The organism is Sphingomonas sp. GCM10030256, assembly GCF_042666415.1.
GTDB lineage: Bacteria > Pseudomonadota > Alphaproteobacteria > Sphingomonadales > Sphingomonadaceae > Sphingomicrobium.
In genome coordinates this window covers 1,346,295-1,362,484 of sequence record NZ_JBHTDI010000001.1, presented here as the reverse complement: position 1 = coordinate 1,362,484, position 16,190 = coordinate 1,346,295, and the positions used below count along the sequence as shown (strand labels likewise).

Here is a 16,190-nt window from a genome sequence, read left to right as displayed (position 1 = left end):
CTCGGGACGGATGGGGGGGAGAGAGGGCACTAAAGGTTCCGCTTGCTTCGAGCGAAGTCGAGAAGCCTTTTCGAGCGCAGTCGAGAATGCCTCGGCTTCGCTCGGCTCGGGTCCTCGACTTCGCTCGGACCGAACGGACATTGGCGACGCATGACCACTAGATATGCTTCACCACGTCTGGAATGTCGTAGAATGTCGGGTGGCGGTAGACCTTGTCGGCGGCCGGCTCGAACAACGGGCCTGCCTCGTCCGGGTCGCTGGCGATGATGTCGGCCGAGCGCACGATCCACAAGCTGACGCCTTCCTGCCGGCGAGTATAGGTGTCCCGCGCATGGCGGAGTGCGAGTTCCGCGTCGGGCGCATGAACGGAGCCAACGTGGCGGTGGGCCAGCCCCCCCTTGCTACGAACGAACACTTCCCACAGCGGCCAGTCGGACATTCAACTCTCTCTCGTCATTGCGAGCGCAGCGAAGCAATCCAGTGTCTCAGATCGAAGTGACTGGATTGCTTCGTCGCTTCGCTCCTCGCAATGACGAGGTCAAGCGGCGCTGCGTGCTTTGCGCTTCGTCTCGTACGCCGCCGCAGCCTCCCGCACCCAGGCGTTCGTCTCCCACGCCTCGCGCCGCGCCGTCATCCGCTCCCTGGCGACCGGGCCCTCGCCCTTCACCACGGCGTAGAATTCATCCCAGTCGATCTCGCCGAACTCATAGCCGCCCTTTTCCTCGTTCCACTTGAGGTCGGCATCGGGCACCGTCAGCCCCAGATACTCCGCCTGCGGAACGGTGATGTCGACGAACTTCTGACGCAGCTCGTCATTGGTCTCGCGCTTGATCCGCCAGCGTAGAGACTGCGCCGTGTTGGGCGAATTGTCGTCCGGCGGGCCGAACATCATCAGCGACGGCCACCACCAGCGGTTGAACGCGTCCTGCGCCATTCTTTTCTGGTCCGGCGATCCGTTCGCCATCGCCATCATGATCTCATAGCCCTGGCGCTGGTGGAAGCTTTCCTCCTTGCACACCCGGACCATCGCTCGCGCATAAGGGCCATAGCTGGTCCGCTGCAGCGGGACTTGGTTCATGATCGCCGCACCATCGACCAGCCAGCCGATGGCGCCGATATCGGCCCAGGTGAGCGTCGGATAGTTGAAGATCGTGCTGTACTTGGCCTTGCCCGAGTGCAGCGCCTCTATCATCTCCTCGCGGCTGGTACCCAGCGTCTCCGCCGCGCAATAGAGATAAAGGCCATGCCCTGCCTCGTCCTGCACCTTGGCGAGCAGGATCGCCTTGCGCCGCAGGGACGGCGCGCGGGTGATCCAGTTGCCCTCCGGAAGCATGCCGACGATTTCACTATGGGCATGCTGGCTGATCTGCCGGGTCAACGTTCGCCGATACGCCTCCGGCATCCAGTCCTTCGGCTCGATAAACTCGTCCGCTGCGACGCGCGCCTCGAAGGCGGCGAGCAGTTCGGGATCCTCGATCGACTGGACGGTCGCGCTCTTGCTGAGTTCGGTCGTGTACATCATCGACATGTAGCGCTTGTACCGGCGCGCTTCAATTCGAGCCGGGTGCCCCCATCTTGCGGGGATGGTTCAGCTTTCCGTCCTCGATCTGTCCCCCATTGCCGACGGCTCCACCGCCGCCGAGTCGCTCCGCCAGTCCGGAGATCTTGCCGCCCATGTTGAAGCTCTCGGCTTCAGGCGCTTCTGGATGGCGGAGCACCACTCCATGCCGGGCATCGCGAGTGCGGCAACCGCCGTCGCCCTCGCCTACGTGGGAACCCGCACCAGGACGATCCGGATCGGCGCGGGCGGAATCATGCTGCCCAACCACGCGCCGCTCACCATCGCCGAGCAGTTCGGGACGCTCGAATCGCTGTTCCCGGGGCGGGTCGACCTCGGTCTTGGCCGCGCACCCGGGACGGACCAGGCCGCCGCTTATGCGCTGCGGCGTAACTTCCAGGCCGATGAAAACCAGTTCCCCCGCGACGTCGTCGAACTGATCGACTATTTCCGCGGGGGCAGCGGCCGCCGCGTCCGCGCCATCCCCGGCGAAGGCCTGTCCATCCCGGTCTGGATCCTTGGCTCCAGCCTGTACGGGGCCCAGCTGGCGGCGATGCTGGGCCTGCCCTACGCCTTTGCGTCGCACTTCGCGCCGGGTCAGATGATGGACGCGATCCGTGTGTATCGCGAGCAGTTCCAGCCGTCGGAGCAGCTTGAGAAGCCCTATGTCATGCTGGGGTTCAACGTCTTCGCCGCGGACAGCGACGAGGAGGCGCAACTGCTGGCGACCTCCGTGCAGCAGGCGTTCGTCAATCTGCGCACCGGCAACCCGACGCAGCTTCCACCACCAAGCGCCGGCTTTCCGGACCGGTTGCCGATGGAGGCCCGGCTCATCCTGGAGCAGGTGCTGTCCTGCTCGGCCATCGGCGAGCCGAAGACCGTTCGGAACGGCGTCCACGCTTTTGCCGAACGCACCGGAGCGGACGAACTGATGATCACCTCGCAGATCTTCGATCCTGCCGCGCGGCTCAGGTCGTACAGCCTGCTGGCCGAAGCGATGGAGCCAGTCTCGGCCTGAACGCGCGTCACCCGGGCCTTGAGCCGGGGTCCGCCTTCCTTCAATGCGCGTCAGAACAAGGCGGGATGCCGGGTCACCGGGTCACGCCCAGCCTGACGGAGGCCATGTGAGCTACGAAACCATCGTCCTGGACCAGCGGGATAGTGTCGCCCGGATCACGCTCGACCGCCCCGACCGACTGAACAGCTTTACCCGGCAAATGCATGGGGAGCTCGCCGCCGCGCTCGACGAAGCCGCCGATTCGCGGGTCATCATCCTCACCGGCGCAGGGCGCGGGTTCTGCGCCGGGCAGGACTTAAACGACCGGGCCGTTGCCCCCGGCGAAGCGGTCGATCTCGGCGAGACGGTGGAGCAAAGCTGGAACCCGCTGATTCGCCGCCTGGCATCCATGCCGCAGCCGGTGATCGCCCGGGTCAACGGGGTTGCGGCGGGGGCCGGTGCGAACATCGCGCTCGCCTGCGACATCGTGGTGGCGGCGCGCTCGGCCCGGTTCATCCAGAGCTTCTCGGCCCTCGGCCTCATTCCCGATAGCGGCGGAAGCTGGCATCTTCCCCGCCTCGTCGGTCAGGCCCGGGCGCTTGGCCTTGCGCTGACCGGCGAGCCGCTGCCGGCCGACAAGGCGGCCGAGTGGGGCCTGATCTGGAAAGCGGTGGACGATGCCGAACTCGACGCGGAGGTCGACGCCATCGCGGGCAAGCTCGCCGGTTTGCCGCCGCTGGGGCTGGCAGCGATCAAAGGGATCATCCGGACTACCGGCGAGCGAACCCTGGACCAGGAGCTCGACCTGCAGCGTGACGAGATGAGGCGCCTCGGCTTCACGGAGGATTACCGCGAGGGAGTCGCTGCGTTCCTGGCGAAACGGACGGCACGGTTCGTGGGCCGCTGACCCAGCCCGGGACGCCGTTAACCTTCAGCTTTCGTGATCGTGGTTAATGCGTTATGGTCCCCGCCAGACTCGGGGGGACCCTGTCATGCAGAGACTATCGATCGGCGTTGCCGTGCTGGTGAGCGCGTCGGCCGCTTCCGCGAACACCGACTTCGGCGTCCGCTATGTCGGAGCACCGCCCCCTGCGAGAGCGGCCGTTCTCGGAGCGCCGCCCCCTTCCACCGCCTTGTCCGTCGGTCCGTCCGCCGCCGGTCCATCTTCCCTCCGAACGAGCAACGGCCGCTTCTCACTTTCCGGAGTGGCGGGCCTCGGCGCCCGCTACGGCCGGGTGACCAGCACCTTGCGCACTCCGGCGCACAATCGCGCGGTAGGGGGCGTCCGCAACAGCTGGCACCTCTCGGGCCGTGCTGTCGACATCGCTCGTCGTCCTGGTGTCACTCACGCCCAGATCGCGGCGGCATTCCGGGCGTCCGGCTACCGGCTGATCGAGTCGCTGGATGAAGGCGATCACAGCCACTTCGCATTTGCATCCGGCGGCGGCGCATCGCCTGCCTTCGTCTACCCGCCCCAGCTCAGCCGCGCGGCCGAGCCGGTCGCCCTGACCTTCCGGGTCGTGTCCGGCGCCTCCGGAGCGTCGCGCTAAAGCGCCCCGGCGCTTCCGGACGCGAGCACGCTGTCCACCCGGGCCAACGGCTCGGCGAGCACGGTCTCCACCCACCCGAACGCCAGCACCGCCGCGACTCCACCCCCCACGACCAGACAGGCGAACTCCATCGCCCGCGCCCTCCATCGGCTCTGCTCGTGCGCAACCGCGAGGCGTGGAACGGAGCGCCGCTCGACGGGAAGCCGCGTCGGCTTGCGCGCTTGCCCCGGAGCATCCTCCGCGACCGTATCAATCGGGACCAGATCCTGGGTCGCGACCCCGAAGCGGTGCGATCGCGCCCAGGCTACGCGAGCGATCACCACGTGGGCCCCGCGCCGGACCTCGATATAGCTCCCCGGAACCGGCGGATCCGCCGCCTGCAGGCCAAGTCCACGGGACGACATGTTGAGTACGCACACGTCGGACCAGCGTGATCCCTCCCGCATGCGCGCCTTGATCAGGACCTTGCGCCGGTCCTCGCGCGCCTTGAACCGTCCCGTCATCTCTGCGCCTGCCTCACGAAGCCTTGCGTGCGGCGTGTCAGGGTCATGCCTGTGGAGGCGTTGCAGTTCCCACCGTTTCGGAGCGGATCACCGGGGCGCGGTTCGGCCTTTCTTTCCCGCCAATCCGGGCTAGGACGATGCGATGAAAACTCCCCAGCTTCTCAATTACGCTCGCGACCAATGGATTCCTGGAGAGGCCGGCAGCCTGGCGGAGTTGCCGTCCGCGATCGATGGCTCACCGGTGGCGCTGACCGGGTCTGGCGGGCTCGATTTCGCCGGAATGGCGCAGTTCGCCCGGGAGGTCGGCGGCCCCGCGCTGCGCAAGATGACGTTCCACGAGCGCGCCCGGATGATCAAGGCGCTCGGCCTCGCCATTCTTGCCCGCAAGGAAGAGCTGTACGAGCTGAACTACGCCACCGGCTGCACCCGCAAGGACGGCTGGATCGACATCGAGGGCGGCGCCGGTACGCTGCTTTCCTTCTCGTCCAAGGGTCGCCGCGAACTGCCCGACGCGCATGTCCTGCTCGACGGCGCGCTGGAACCGCTCAGCAAGAGCGGTACCTTCGTCGGCCAGCACGTCTTCACCTCGCTGCAGGGCGTCGCGGTCCACATCAACGCGTTCAACTTCCCGGTCTGGGGCATGCTCGAGAAGCTCGCCCCAACCCTGCTCGCCGGGGTCCCCGCGATCGTCAAGCCGGCCAGCGCCACCGCCTGGCTGACTGAAGCGGCGTTCCGTGTGATGATCGAGGCCGGGGTGCTTCCCCCAGGTGCGGTGCAGCTGATCGTCGGCGGCGTCGGTGACCTGTTCGATCATCTGTCGCTGCAGGACGTGGTCAGCTTCACCGGCTCGGCGCACACGGCGATGAAGCTCCAGTCGCATCCTGTGATCGCGCGCGAATCGGTCCGCTTCATCGCCGAGCGGGACAGCCTCAACGCTTCGGTCCTCGGTCCGGACGCGGCGCCGGGCACGCCCGAGTTCGACCTGTTCGTGCGGGAGGTCGTCACCGAGATGACGGTCAAGGCTGGCCAGAAATGCACCGCCATCCGCCGCGCCCTTGCTCCAGTGCAGCACCTCGACGCGGTCGAGGCGGCGATACGCGACCGGCTGGCGAAAACGACGGTCGGCGACCCCCGTGACGAGGGCAGCCGGATGGGCGCGCTGGTCAACCGTGCCCAGCGGGACGACGTCAAGGCTCGCATCGCCGAGATTGCCGCTGCTGGCGCGCGGATCGTTGCCGGCGATCCCGAAGCTTCAGTCGGCCCGGCGGGCGGATCGTTCCTTCAGCCGGTGCTGCTCCGCACCGACGATCCTTGGACCTGCGACGCGGCGCACGACGTCGAGCCGTTCGGGCCGGTCTCGACCATCATGCCGTATGTCGACCTCGACGATGCGGTCCGCCTCGCCAATCGGGGACGGGGTAGCCTGGCGCTGTCGCTGTTCAGCCACTCACCCGAGGCGGCGCGTGACTTCGTGCTCGGCGCGGCAGCGTTCCACGGGCGGATGCTGGTGATCGACCGCGACAACCACAAGGATTCGACCGGGCACGGCTCGCCCCTACCCGTGCTCACCCACGGCGGTCCCGGCCGCGCCGGGGGCGGCGAGGAGATGGGCGGCATCCGCGGGGTGAAGCATTACATGCAGCGCACCGCCATACAGTCCTCGCCCGCGATGATCGCCGCAATCACCGAGCAGTACATCCCCGGCGGGCCCAAGCACGTCATCGACGCCCACCCGTTCCGCCGCCGCATGTCGGAACTGGAGGTCGGCGACACGCTGAAGACCGCCAGCCGCACCGTCAGCCTCGAGGACATCGAGCATTTCGCCCATTTCACCGGCGACACCTTCTACGCCCACATGGACGACGAAGCGGCCAAGGCCTCGCCAATCTTCGAAGGCCGCGTCGCCCACGGCTATCTGATCCTGAGCTTTGCCGCGGGCCTGTTCGTCGATCCCGATCCCGGCCCGGTGCTCGCCAATACCGGCCTGGAGAACCTCCGCTTCCTGACGCCGCTCTATCCGAGCGATTCGATGCGAGTCGAACTGACGGTCCGCTCCAAGTCGCTAAAAAGCGAGGACACGGGCGTGGTCCGGTGGGCGGTGGAGATCTTCAACCAGAACGATGAATTGGTCGCGACCTACGACCTGCTGACGGAGAACGTGCCTTAAAGCTCCGCGTGAGCGAGCGCGGCATCCACCACGCGACGGGACGCTTCGCTCGCTTCAGTCAGCGGCAGCCTTAAATCCTGCGGGAAGCGGGGCCGCACCTTGCCCAGAGCGTACTTTGCGGGTCCGGGCGAGGCATCGCTGAACAGCGCCGCGTGGAGCGGATAGAGCCGGTCCTGCAACTCCAGCGCCTTGTCCCAGTCGCGCTCCAGCGTCGCCTGGTGGAATTCGGCACACAATCGCGGAGCGACGTTGGCGGTGACGGAGATGCACCCGACACCGCCCATGGCGTTGAAGCCGAGCGCCATGTCGTCATTGCCGGAGAGCTGACAGAAACCCACTCCGCAGGCGAGCCGCTGCGCCGTCACCCGGGCGAGGTTGCCCGTGGCATCCTTGATCCCGACGACGCTCGGCAGCTTCGCCACTTCGGCCAGCGTCTCGACGCTGATGTCGGCCACCGTCCGGCTCGGCACGTTGTAGACGATGATCGGCAGGTCGGACGCTTCGGCCAGGGCGCGAAAGTGGGCCGCAATCCCCGCCTGGCTCGGCTTGTTGTAATAGGGCACGACCACCAGCGCCGCATCGGCCCCAGCCTCCTTCGCCACCTTCATCATCCGCATCGAAGCCGCGGTCGAATAGCTGCCGCAGCCGGCGATCACCGGCACCCGGCCGCGTGCCTGCTCGACGCACAGGCCGACCACGCGGGCATGCTCCTCCGCATTGAGCGTAGCCACTTCGCCGGTTGTCCCACACGGCACCAGGCCGCTGGAGCCCTCGGCGACCTGCCATTCGACCAGGTCGCGAAACGCCGCCTCGTCGACCTGGCCTGCGGTGAACGGTGTCACAAGTGCGGGGATTGAACCGGAAAACATCGCTGCGTCCCCTGACGCCGGATTCCATTCGTGCCGGCGTGGTGTAGGTTGGTGGCTGTTCAGACCCTGATAAGGACCGGCGAGCGACCATGTCCAGCATGAGACGAGTAGCTTATCTTCTTCCGCTGGTCCTTGGCTCGGCCGCGATCGCGTCCAGCCAGTATCACGCCCCCGGTTACCGTCCGGCGCCGGTTGCTCCTGCCCCCACCCTCTCGTCCGCCGCGGATGTGAACTGGGCGCTGGCCGACTGGCGGCGGCTGAAGGCGGCGAGCGGCTATGCGTTTGCCGACTATGCCCGGTTCATCAACGCCAATCCCGATTGGCCGGGCGAAAGCGCGATGCGCCGCAATGCCGAACGAGCGATGCGGCCGGGCGAGGACCCCGCCACCGTTCTGTATTTCTTCCGCACCGAGCAGCCGACCACGGCGACCGGGTTCGCACGGCTCGCCGAGTCGCTCAGCGCCTCGGGTCGGCCGGCGGAAGCCCTCCAGGCAGCCAAAAGCGCTTGGGGTGCGCCGGGCCTTTCGCCGACGGACGAATATGCGCTCTACCAGCGGTTCGGGAGCAGCTTCACTGCGGCCGACCACGATCGCCGGATCGATCGGCTGCTGCTGGAGCGTCACGCCAGCAACGCCTACCGGATGCTGGTCTCGGCCAGCCCCGGCCGCCGCGCCGCGTTCGAGGCGCGCATCGCCATGCTGCAGCGCTCGCCGGACGTGGAAGCGCGCTACAATGCGGTGGTTGGCCAGGTCACGACGGACGCCGGCCTGATGATCGACCGTGCACGCTATCTCAAGGCGGCCGGTTGGGACGCCGCGGCGCGCCAGCTCCTCGCCCGCCCCCACGCCTTTGCCTACCGGCCCGTCGATGCGGAGAAGTGGTTCGAGCTGCTGCTGACCACCGCGCGGGAAGCACAGGCGTCCGGTCAGTACGGCCTTGCCTACAACATCGCGCGCCAGGTGGACGACGCGCTTCCGGCCGGCGCCGACCTCGCCCTGCAATCCTATGGTGTTCGTGACGATTACACCTCGCTGACCTGGCTGGCGGGTACCGTCGCCCTGCGTGCGTTGCGGCAGCCCGCGAATGCGGTCGTGATGTTCGACCGCTACTCGCGTGGCGGACGCTCGCTGCAGGTGGTCAGCAAGGGCGCTTACTGGGCCGGCAGGGCCGCCAGCCAGGCCGGGCGCTTCGCCGAGGCGACCGCTTACTTCAGCCGCGCCGCGGCCTATCCGGAGCTGTTCTACGGACAGTTGGCGATGGAGCGGCTTGGACGCGCCGTGCCGGCCCCGGCCGCCGCTCCGGCGGTGGTTCTGACCGAATTGCAGCGGCAGGCCTTTCGTCAGAAGCGTCTGGCCCGCGCCACCGTGCTGCTCGGGCAGCAAGGCCGGCGCGACGAGCAGGCGCTGTTCATCCGCGCGCTGAGCGAATCGCTCAACAACCCCGCCGACCGCTGGTTCGCGAGCGAACTCGGCACCCAGATCGGCCGGCAGGACCTCGCGGTGTGGACCGCCCGCTCCGCCCGCAATGACGGCGATGCCTTTTATTACCGCCCGGCTTTCCCGACCATCGCAGCGGGGCTAAGCGACTATGGCTTGTGGAGCATCGCGCACGGCATCACTCGTCAGGAAAGCTCGTTCGACCGGACGGCGACAAGCCCCGTCGGCGCTCGGGGCATGATGCAGCTGATGCCGGGAACGGCGCAGGAGCAGGCGGGCAAGATGGGGTATGGCTACGACTACGGCCGGCTCACCAGCGACCCGGCCTATAACGTCATGCTGGGAAGCGCTTACTTCCAGCGGCTGCTGACGACGTGGAACGGCAGCTATCCGCTGGCAGTGGCGAGCTACAACGCGGGGGCTGGTAACGTCCGCAAGTGGATCCGCCAGAATGGCGATCCGCGGGCCGCTGGCGGCGATATCGTCGCGTGGATCGAGGACATCCCGTTCTCGGAAACCCGCGGCTACGTGCAGCGCGTGCTGGAAAACAGCGTGGTCTACGATCGGCTGAACCCGCGCCCCACGGCGCAGCCGCGCCAGCTCAGTCACTTCCTGGGCAAGTCGCGCCTGGGATGAGCGAACCGCGGCCGCGGTTCATCACCGCCGAAGGCTTCGCCCGGCTTCGCGCCGAGTATGAGCAGCTGTTCGGCATCGAGCGGCCGAAGCTCGTCGAGGTAATTTCCTGGGCGGCGGGCAACGGCGACCGCTCGGAAAATGGCGACTACATCTACGGGCGCAAGCGGCTGAGGGAGATCGACCGCCGGCTCGGCTATCTTTCGAAGGTCATGAAGGCGGCCAAGGTCGTCGACCCGGCACGGCAACCCGCCCGCGACCAGGTCCGCTTCGGTGCCACTGTCGAACTGGCGGACGAAGAGGACGAGCGGAGGACGCTGACCATCGTCGGCGATGACGAAGCGGACGCTGCCTCCGGCCGCATCGGCTGGAGCGCACCGCTTGCCCGAGCGCTGATCGGCGCGCGCGTCGGCGACGAGCGGGTCGTGCGCCTGCCGGCCGGCGAGAAGTCGTACGAGGTGGTGGGGCTCAGCTATCCCGAATAATCGTCATTGCGAGCGCAGCGAAGCAATCCGGGTCTCTCCTAGCCGAAAGCTGGATTGCCGCGCCGCTACGCTTCTCGCAATGACGCCAGACTGACCACTTTACCCCCATTCGCGGGCGGCTCTGCCGATACGGCTTTCGCGTACGCTCCTGCAATCGCATCCAGCGCGGCCAGCCGCGCCGCCTGCTTGTCGGAGGCGTCGATCACCGTCCATGGCGCCCAGCGTGTATCGGTCTGGGCGAAGATACGCTCCCACGCGGCTTGCAGCGACGCGCGCTCGGCCGGGCTGCGGAGTTCGTCGCCGTCCACCAGCCAGCGCCGCCAGGGATCGGCTTCGCGCCGCTGGAGCCGCTCCGCCTGGACCTCGTGCGACACGTGGAAGAACAGCTTCACGATCAATGTCTCATGCTCGTGCTGCTGGTTTTCGAACTCGTTGATCTCGTCGCAGGCGCGGGCAACCGACTTGGTGTCGGCGCGGCCAGCCACGATCTGCCGGACCACCTCCCGGTGCCAGCCATGATAGAAGATGGACGTCCGCCCGGAACGCGGCAGCGCGGTCCAGAAACGGGCAAGCCAATGCTGTTCGCGCTCGCCGTCGCGCGGCGGGCCGACGCATTCGGTGGCAACGTGACAAGGATCCCAAGCCGCGGCGAGCCGCTTCAGCGTGCCCTTCTTGCCGGCGCCTTCCCATCCCTCGAACAGGACAATCGCCCTGCGCCCGTGGACGATCTGTGCAGTCTGCAGCGAGGACAGCCGCTCCTGCACCGCGGCAAGCGCCGCGGCATAGTCTCCGCTGAACGGTGCGGCCCGTTCAAATCGCCTTAAATCGATCGGCACGCGGCGGAGGTATCGCATCCACCCCGGACCGGCAATCGATGGGACTGGCCCCGTTCGGTTTTTCGGCCGGCCTGTCCCGTTCCGGTACGCTCAGCCGATCGGCTGGGCCGCATGCTCGCCAACGACCCGGATCGACAGCTCGCGAAGCTGCTTGAGCGCGACCGGCGCCGGCGCGTTCATCATCAGGTCCTCGGCCTTCTGGTTCATCGGGAACAGCACCACCTCGCGGATGTTCGGCTCGCCGGCGAGCAGCATGACGATCCGGTCGATTCCCGGTGCCGACCCGCCGTGCGGCGGAGCGCCGAACTTGAAGGCGTTGATCATGCCGGAGAAGTTGGTGTCGACTTCCTCCTGCGAATAGCCGGCGATCTCGAACGCCTTGTACATGATGTCCGGCCGGTGGTTACGGATCGCACCGGAGCTCAGCTCCACCCCGTTGCAAACGATGTCGTACTGCCACGCCAGGATGTCCAGCGGGTCCTTGGTCTCAAGCGCCTCCATCTCGCCCTGCGGCATTGAGAAGGGATTGTGGCTGAAGTCGATCTTCTTCTGCTCTTCGTTATATTCGAACATCGGGAAATCGACGATCCAGCAGAAGTCGAAACGGTTCTCGTCGATCAGGCCGAGGCTCTGCCCCACCCGGGTCCGCGCCGCGCCGGCGAGCTTGGCCGCTTCGGCTTCCTTGCCGGCGGCGAAAAAGATGCCGTCGTCGGGACCAAGGCCCAGCTCGGCGGCAAGCTTGTCCATGCCTTCGGTACCGTGGTTCTTGGCAATCGGTCCGCCCCACTCGCCTCCCTTGCGGGTCGCGTAGCCGAGGCCTGCGAAGCCCTCGCCGCGGGCCCATTCGTTCATGTCGTCGAAGAACTTGCGGCTCTTGTCGGCGGTGTTCGGGGCGGGGATCGCACGGACCACGCCGCCGCCATCGACGATCTTCGCGAACAGCCCGAAGCCCGAACCGGTAAAGTGCCCGCCAACGTCCCCGATGATCAGCGGATTGCGCAGGTCCGGCTTGTCCGAGCCATATTTCAGCATCGCCTCACGGTAGGGAATGCGCGGGAACGCGCCCTCGGTGACCTGGCGCCCGTCGGCGAACTCGCGGAACAGGCCGGCGAGCACCGGCTCGATTGCGTTGAACACGTCGTCCTGCGTGACGAAGCTCATTTCGAAGTCGAGCTGGTAGAATTCGCCTGGCGAACGGTCGGCGCGCGCGTCCTCGTCGCGGAAGCAGGGCGCGATCTGGAAATAGCGGTCGAAGCCCGCGACCATGATCAATTGCTTGAACATCTGCGGCGCCTGCGGGAGCGCGTAGAACTTGCCCGGATGGACCCGGCTCGGCACCAGATAGTCGCGCGCGCCTTCGGGACTGCTAGCCGTCAGGATCGGGGTCTGGAACTCGAAGAAGCCCTGCTCGATCATCCGGCGGCGGATGGAGGCGATCACCGACGAGCGCAGCATGATGTTGCGGTGCGGCTGCTCGCGGCGCAGATCGAGATAACGATACTTGAGGCGGATATCCTCGGGATATTCCGCCTCGCCCGCCACCGGCATCGGCAGCTCGGCCGCCTGCGACTGGACGGTCACGCCCTTGGCGAACAGCTCGATCTCACCCGTGGCGAGGTTGGGATTGGCGGTGCCCTCCGCCCGCTGCTTGACCACGCCGTCGATGGTGACGACGGACTCCACCCGGAGGCGGTCGAGGATCGGCAGCGCCGGGCTGTCGCTGTCGGCGACGATCTGCGTCAGCCCGTAGTGATCGCGAAGGTCGACAAACAGCACGCCGCCGTGGTCCCGCTTGCGGTGGATCCAGCCGGACAGGCGGACCGTCTGGCCGACGTCGGCGGCTCGCAGATCGGCGCAGGTGTGGGTTCGGTAGGCGTGCATCGACTTGGCTCTCGTTTGCCCGTCATTCCCGCGCACGCGGGAATCCCGCTCGGTGGCCCCAGGGAGCAGAAGCGGGACCCCCGCCTCCGCGGAGGGTGACGAAGGAGGTAATTACGGCCGGGCGCTTCCCCTTCCCCTTCCGCTTTGTCAAGGCGCGCTGCCGCCGCTACAGCGCAGCCGACATGCAGATTCATCCCCTGATCACCGACAGCGCCACCCTTCGCGCCCTGGTCGAGCGGCTCGCCCGCCATCCCTTCGTCGCCGTCGACACCGAATTCATGCGGGAGAACACCTACTGGCCGGACCTCTGCCTGCTGCAGATCGCCAGCCCGGACGAGGCGGCGGCAATCGATCCCAAGGCGGACGGATTGGACCTGCAGCCGCTCTGGGACCTGCTGGTGAACAATGAGGACGTGCTCAAGGTGTTTCACGCGGGCGGGCAGGATCTTGAGATCGTCCACAACATGACCGGCAAGGTGCCCCACCCCCTGTTCGACACGCAGATCGCCGCGATGGCGTTGGGGTTCGGCGAGCAGGTCGGTTACTCGAGCCTGATCGAATCGATGCTCGGCCACACGCTCGACAAGGGCGCGCGCTTCACCGACTGGAGCCGCCGACCGCTCGACAAGCGCCAGATCGACTATGCCATCGGCGACGTGACCCACCTCGCCACGATCTTCCCGCGCATGGTCGAGAAACTCCGCCACAAGTGCCGCGGCGAATGGCTGGACGAGGAGATGGAGCGGCTCGCCGATCCGTCCTCCTTCGCCTTTCCGCCGGAGGACGCGTGGAAGCGCCTCAAGCTGCCGAGCCGCAATCCCGCCGTGCTCGGGCGCCTGAAAGCGCTCGCCGCCTGGCGCGAGGTCGAGGCGCGGGGCAAGAATCTGCCGCGGGGCCGGATCGTCAAAGACGACACGCTGGGCGAGCTCGTCGGCCACCCGCCCAAAACGCAGGACGATCTCGGCCGGGTGCGCGGGCTCTCGGCGGGGTGGAGGACCAACGAAATAGGCGCGCGTCTGATGGCAGCGCTTTCCGCCGCCCAGCCGCTGACCCCCGAGGAGCTGCCGGACCGCGAGCCGCGCCGGCCGGGCCTGACCAAGGATGCAGCGCTGGTCAGCGACCTCCTCAAGCTGCTGCTCAAGATTCGCGCCAAGGAAACCGGCGTCGCGGCCAAGCTGATCGCCCGCTCCGACGAACTGGAGGCGCTGGCAGCCGGCGCGCGCCAAGGCCTCAATATCCTCAGCGGCTGGCGCTTCGAGCAGTTCGGCCGCGACGCGCTCGACCTCGTCGAGGGGCGCCTTGCCTTTGCAACCGAGAATGGCCGGCTCAAGATGACCCGAACACTGGAGAATGCCGCATGATCCGTTTCCTTGTGCCCGCAGCCCTCGCACTGTCGCTTTGCGCTTGCGCGACGGTGCCGGCGCCGGCCACGGCTGGCGACATGGAACCGCAGATTGCCGGCGACGGCCAGTGCCGCAACGATGCGCTCGATCAGTTCACCGGACGCCAGCGGAGCGAAGAGCTCGGCGCGGAGATCAGGCGGGTGTCCGGCGCGAAGCTGGTGCAGTGGATCAACCCGGACGAGATGGTGACGATGGAGTTCCGTGCCGACCGCGTCCGTGTCCGGCTGGACGCCTCGGGCAAAGTCCTCTCCGCTCGCTGCGGCTAGAGCAGGTCGAGCACGGCCCGGAGGTCGAGCGCGCTTGCCAGCTGGCGGTGCCGCTTCGCGACCGCGTCCGAATACAAGGCGCGGTCGCGTCCTTTCAGGGTCAGGATTAGCTCACCGTCCTGTTGGCGGACGGTGCTCCGATCGAGCAGTGACGCGGTTCCGCCGCTGATTCGCTGCGCCAGGCGGATCGCCCGCCCCCAATGATCCGCATGCTCCAATTCGCGCGCGTCGACGATCCCGCCGATCTTGTCGTCGTAGGCGCCGTCGCCGCCGAACGCACTGCTCAGTGCCCGCCCGAGCAGAGCCCGGCCGTGGCCATCGATCCCGACCCAGTTGCCATGGACGCCCGTGTCGATCGCCCATTCGGCCCGGAAGTCAGGATGGGCATTCCACGCCACGTCCGCGAGCAGGCAGGCGGCCAGCCGGATGCGGGCGTCGGTGGGGGTATCGTCGCCAAACAGCGGCCCGATCCAGCGGTCGAGCAGCGCGCCATGATCGCCGAACCGTCCGAGACGCTCGCCCACCTCCAGCGCTGCGGCCAGCAAGGGGTCCTGCCCGCGAACCTCGGCCGACAGGTCATCGAACAGGATACCCTCGCGCAAGCCGAAAGCGGAGATTGTGAAGCGGTCCGGCCGAAGCACCCGGCCGAGCGCCTCCAGGATCGCGCCGGTTGCCGGCAGGCTGGACGCGCGAACCGACTGCAGGCCGGTCCGCTCCCGCAACCCGGCGAGCGGTGTCGCGCGAATGACATCGCGCAGCTCGCCGACCCGGGCTCGCGAGAAGCAATGCTGATGGACGATCGGCAGCGGATTGTCCGAAAGGTGGAGGTCCAGCTGCGCAAAGGCACGGAAGCTGCCGCCCACCAGATAGAGCGAACGCCCGCGTGCCGAGTCCAGCAGCTCGGTCCCCGCCAGCACCTCGCCGATCTGCCTGGCCAGCGCCCGCGCGGTCGGTTTGTCCCCGACCCGCAGGATCCCGAGCGGCAGCGATACGCCTTGCCCGGCCCGGCCATCCTCGACGGGAATCAGCTCGAGGCTTCCGCCGCCCAGGTCGGCAGCGATCCCGCTCGCGGCGGGGATAGCCGAGATCACGCCCAGCGCGGACAGCCGCGCTTCTTCCTCACCGCTGATCACCACCGGATCGATGCCAACCTTGCGCGACCGATCCACGAAGTCGTCAGCGTTGGCCGCGTCGCGTACCGCGGCGGTGGCGACCACATGAAGCTTCTTGAGCTTCATTTCCTTGGCCAGCAGCCGGAAGCGGCCGAGCGCCTCGACGGCGTGCTCCATGGCCTCGTCGTCGAGCAGGCCGTCCTCCGCGATACCGCGCCCCAGCCCCGCCATGACCTTTTCGTTGAACAGGAGGCTGGGCACCCGCTCCGATCCACCGAACGCGACAAAGCGTACGGAGTTGGAGCCGATGTCGATGATCCCCACCGGACCGAACGGGCGATGCTTCACTTGAACACTCCGCTGCCCTGAGCTGGTCGAAGCCTGTCCTGAGCGGCCACCGCAGGCGGACGGCCGAAGGGGGCTGCTTTTCTTCGGCCCTCAGCCAAGAAGGGCAGGCCTTCGGCAAGCTCAGCCAAGACGGGAACGGGAGTCTG

15 protein-coding genes are annotated in these 16,190 nt (G+C 67.4%); 8 read left to right on the top strand and 7 right to left on the bottom strand.

All coding sequences use genetic code 11. The features are described from left to right. Positions 1-157: 157 nt before the first annotated feature. Together paaB and paaA are read right to left on the bottom strand one after the other, a co-directional pair. Positions 158-439, bottom strand: coding sequence for a 1,2-phenylacetyl-CoA epoxidase subunit PaaB (paaB, locus tag ACFQPG_RS06830; protein WP_380811292.1), 282 nt, complete (start codon positions 437-439; stop codon positions 158-160). 99 nt (positions 440-538) lie between these two features. Beyond that, positions 539-1,528: a 1,2-phenylacetyl-CoA epoxidase subunit PaaA gene (gene paaA / locus ACFQPG_RS06825; protein ID WP_380811290.1), complete on the bottom strand. Its 990-nt coding sequence runs from the start codon at positions 1,526-1,528 to the stop codon at positions 539-541. A gap of 55 nt (positions 1,529-1,583) precedes the next feature. Between paaA and ACFQPG_RS06820 the strand changes: the two genes are divergently transcribed. The 3 genes from ACFQPG_RS06820 (at position 1,584) to ACFQPG_RS06810 (ending at position 4,105) form a co-directional block, all read left to right on the top strand. Further along, positions 1,584-2,576 carry an LLM class flavin-dependent oxidoreductase gene (locus tag ACFQPG_RS06820; RefSeq protein WP_380811288.1) on the top strand — a complete coding sequence of 331 codons (993 nt, stop codon included), beginning with the start codon at positions 1,584-1,586 and terminating at the stop codon, positions 2,574-2,576. 106 nt (positions 2,577-2,682) lie between these two features. Continuing rightward, positions 2,683-3,462, top strand: a complete 780-nt coding sequence (gene paaG / locus ACFQPG_RS06815; RefSeq protein WP_380811286.1) for a 2-(1,2-epoxy-1,2-dihydrophenyl)acetyl-CoA isomerase PaaG — start codon at positions 2,683-2,685, stop codon at positions 3,460-3,462. An 85-nt stretch (positions 3,463-3,547) separates the two neighbouring features. Further along, positions 3,548-4,105, top strand: coding sequence for a D-Ala-D-Ala carboxypeptidase family metallohydrolase (locus ACFQPG_RS06810; protein ID WP_380811284.1), 558 nt, complete (start codon positions 3,548-3,550; stop codon positions 4,103-4,105). On the opposite strand, the gene ACFQPG_RS06805 is transcribed toward ACFQPG_RS06810, so the two are convergent. Continuing rightward, a complete protein-coding gene (locus ACFQPG_RS06805; RefSeq protein ID WP_380811282.1) occupies positions 4,102-4,608 on the bottom strand; it encodes a hypothetical protein in 507 nt (168 codons plus the stop codon). The genes ACFQPG_RS06810 and ACFQPG_RS06805 overlap by 4 nt on opposite strands. 142 nt (positions 4,609-4,750) lie before the next feature. Here ACFQPG_RS06805 and paaZ point away from each other — a divergent pair, with 142 nt between their 5' ends. Further along, positions 4,751-6,775, top strand: coding sequence for a phenylacetic acid degradation bifunctional protein PaaZ (paaZ, locus tag ACFQPG_RS06800; protein WP_380811280.1), 2,025 nt, complete (start codon positions 4,751-4,753; stop codon positions 6,773-6,775). Here paaZ and dapA read toward each other — a convergent pair. Continuing rightward, positions 6,772-7,644, bottom strand: a complete 873-nt coding sequence (gene dapA, locus ACFQPG_RS06795; protein ID WP_380811278.1) for a 4-hydroxy-tetrahydrodipicolinate synthase — start codon at positions 7,642-7,644, stop codon at positions 6,772-6,774. The two genes, paaZ and dapA, sit on opposite strands and share 4 nt — an antisense overlap. A 98-nt stretch (positions 7,645-7,742) precedes the next feature. Between dapA and ACFQPG_RS06790 the strand changes: the two genes are divergently transcribed. Both ACFQPG_RS06790 and greB read left to right on the top strand, forming a co-directional pair. Beyond that, positions 7,743-9,716, top strand: coding sequence for a lytic transglycosylase domain-containing protein (locus ACFQPG_RS06790; protein ID WP_380811276.1), 1,974 nt, complete (start codon positions 7,743-7,745; stop codon positions 9,714-9,716). Beyond that, positions 9,713-10,198 (top strand): transcription elongation factor GreB, encoded by a 486-nt coding sequence (gene greB, locus ACFQPG_RS06785; RefSeq protein ID WP_380811274.1) that lies wholly within the window; start codon positions 9,713-9,715, stop codon positions 10,196-10,198. The genes ACFQPG_RS06790 and greB overlap by 4 nt, the downstream gene beginning before the upstream one ends. Positions 10,199-10,263: 65 nt before the next feature. Here the strand turns inward: greB and ACFQPG_RS06780 are convergent, their stop codons facing one another. Together ACFQPG_RS06780 and aspS are read right to left on the bottom strand one after the other, a co-directional pair. Continuing rightward, complete coding sequence (locus tag ACFQPG_RS06780; protein WP_380811272.1) at positions 10,264-11,052, bottom strand: polyphosphate kinase 2 family protein; 789 nt, start codon at positions 11,050-11,052, stop codon at positions 10,264-10,266. A gap of 72 nt (positions 11,053-11,124) precedes the next feature. Next, complete coding sequence (gene aspS / locus ACFQPG_RS06775; RefSeq protein WP_380811270.1) at positions 11,125-12,915, bottom strand: aspartate--tRNA ligase; 1,791 nt, start codon at positions 12,913-12,915, stop codon at positions 11,125-11,127. Between the two features lie 182 nt (positions 12,916-13,097). On the opposite strand from aspS, the gene rnd reads away from it, so the two are divergent. Then, complete coding sequence (rnd, locus tag ACFQPG_RS06770; protein WP_380811268.1) at positions 13,098-14,276, top strand: ribonuclease D; 1,179 nt, start codon at positions 13,098-13,100, stop codon at positions 14,274-14,276. After that, positions 14,273-14,584 carry an I78 family peptidase inhibitor gene (locus tag ACFQPG_RS06765; RefSeq protein WP_380811266.1) on the top strand — a complete coding sequence of 104 codons (312 nt, stop codon included), beginning with the start codon at positions 14,273-14,275 and terminating at the stop codon, positions 14,582-14,584. Before rnd ends, ACFQPG_RS06765 begins: the two co-directional genes overlap by 4 nt. Here the strand turns inward: ACFQPG_RS06765 and ACFQPG_RS06760 are convergent. After that, positions 14,581-16,044, bottom strand: a complete 1,464-nt coding sequence (locus ACFQPG_RS06760; RefSeq protein ID WP_380811264.1) for a Ppx/GppA family phosphatase — start codon at positions 16,042-16,044, stop codon at positions 14,581-14,583. The genes ACFQPG_RS06765 and ACFQPG_RS06760 overlap by 4 nt on opposite strands. Positions 16,045-16,190 lie beyond the last annotated feature (146 nt).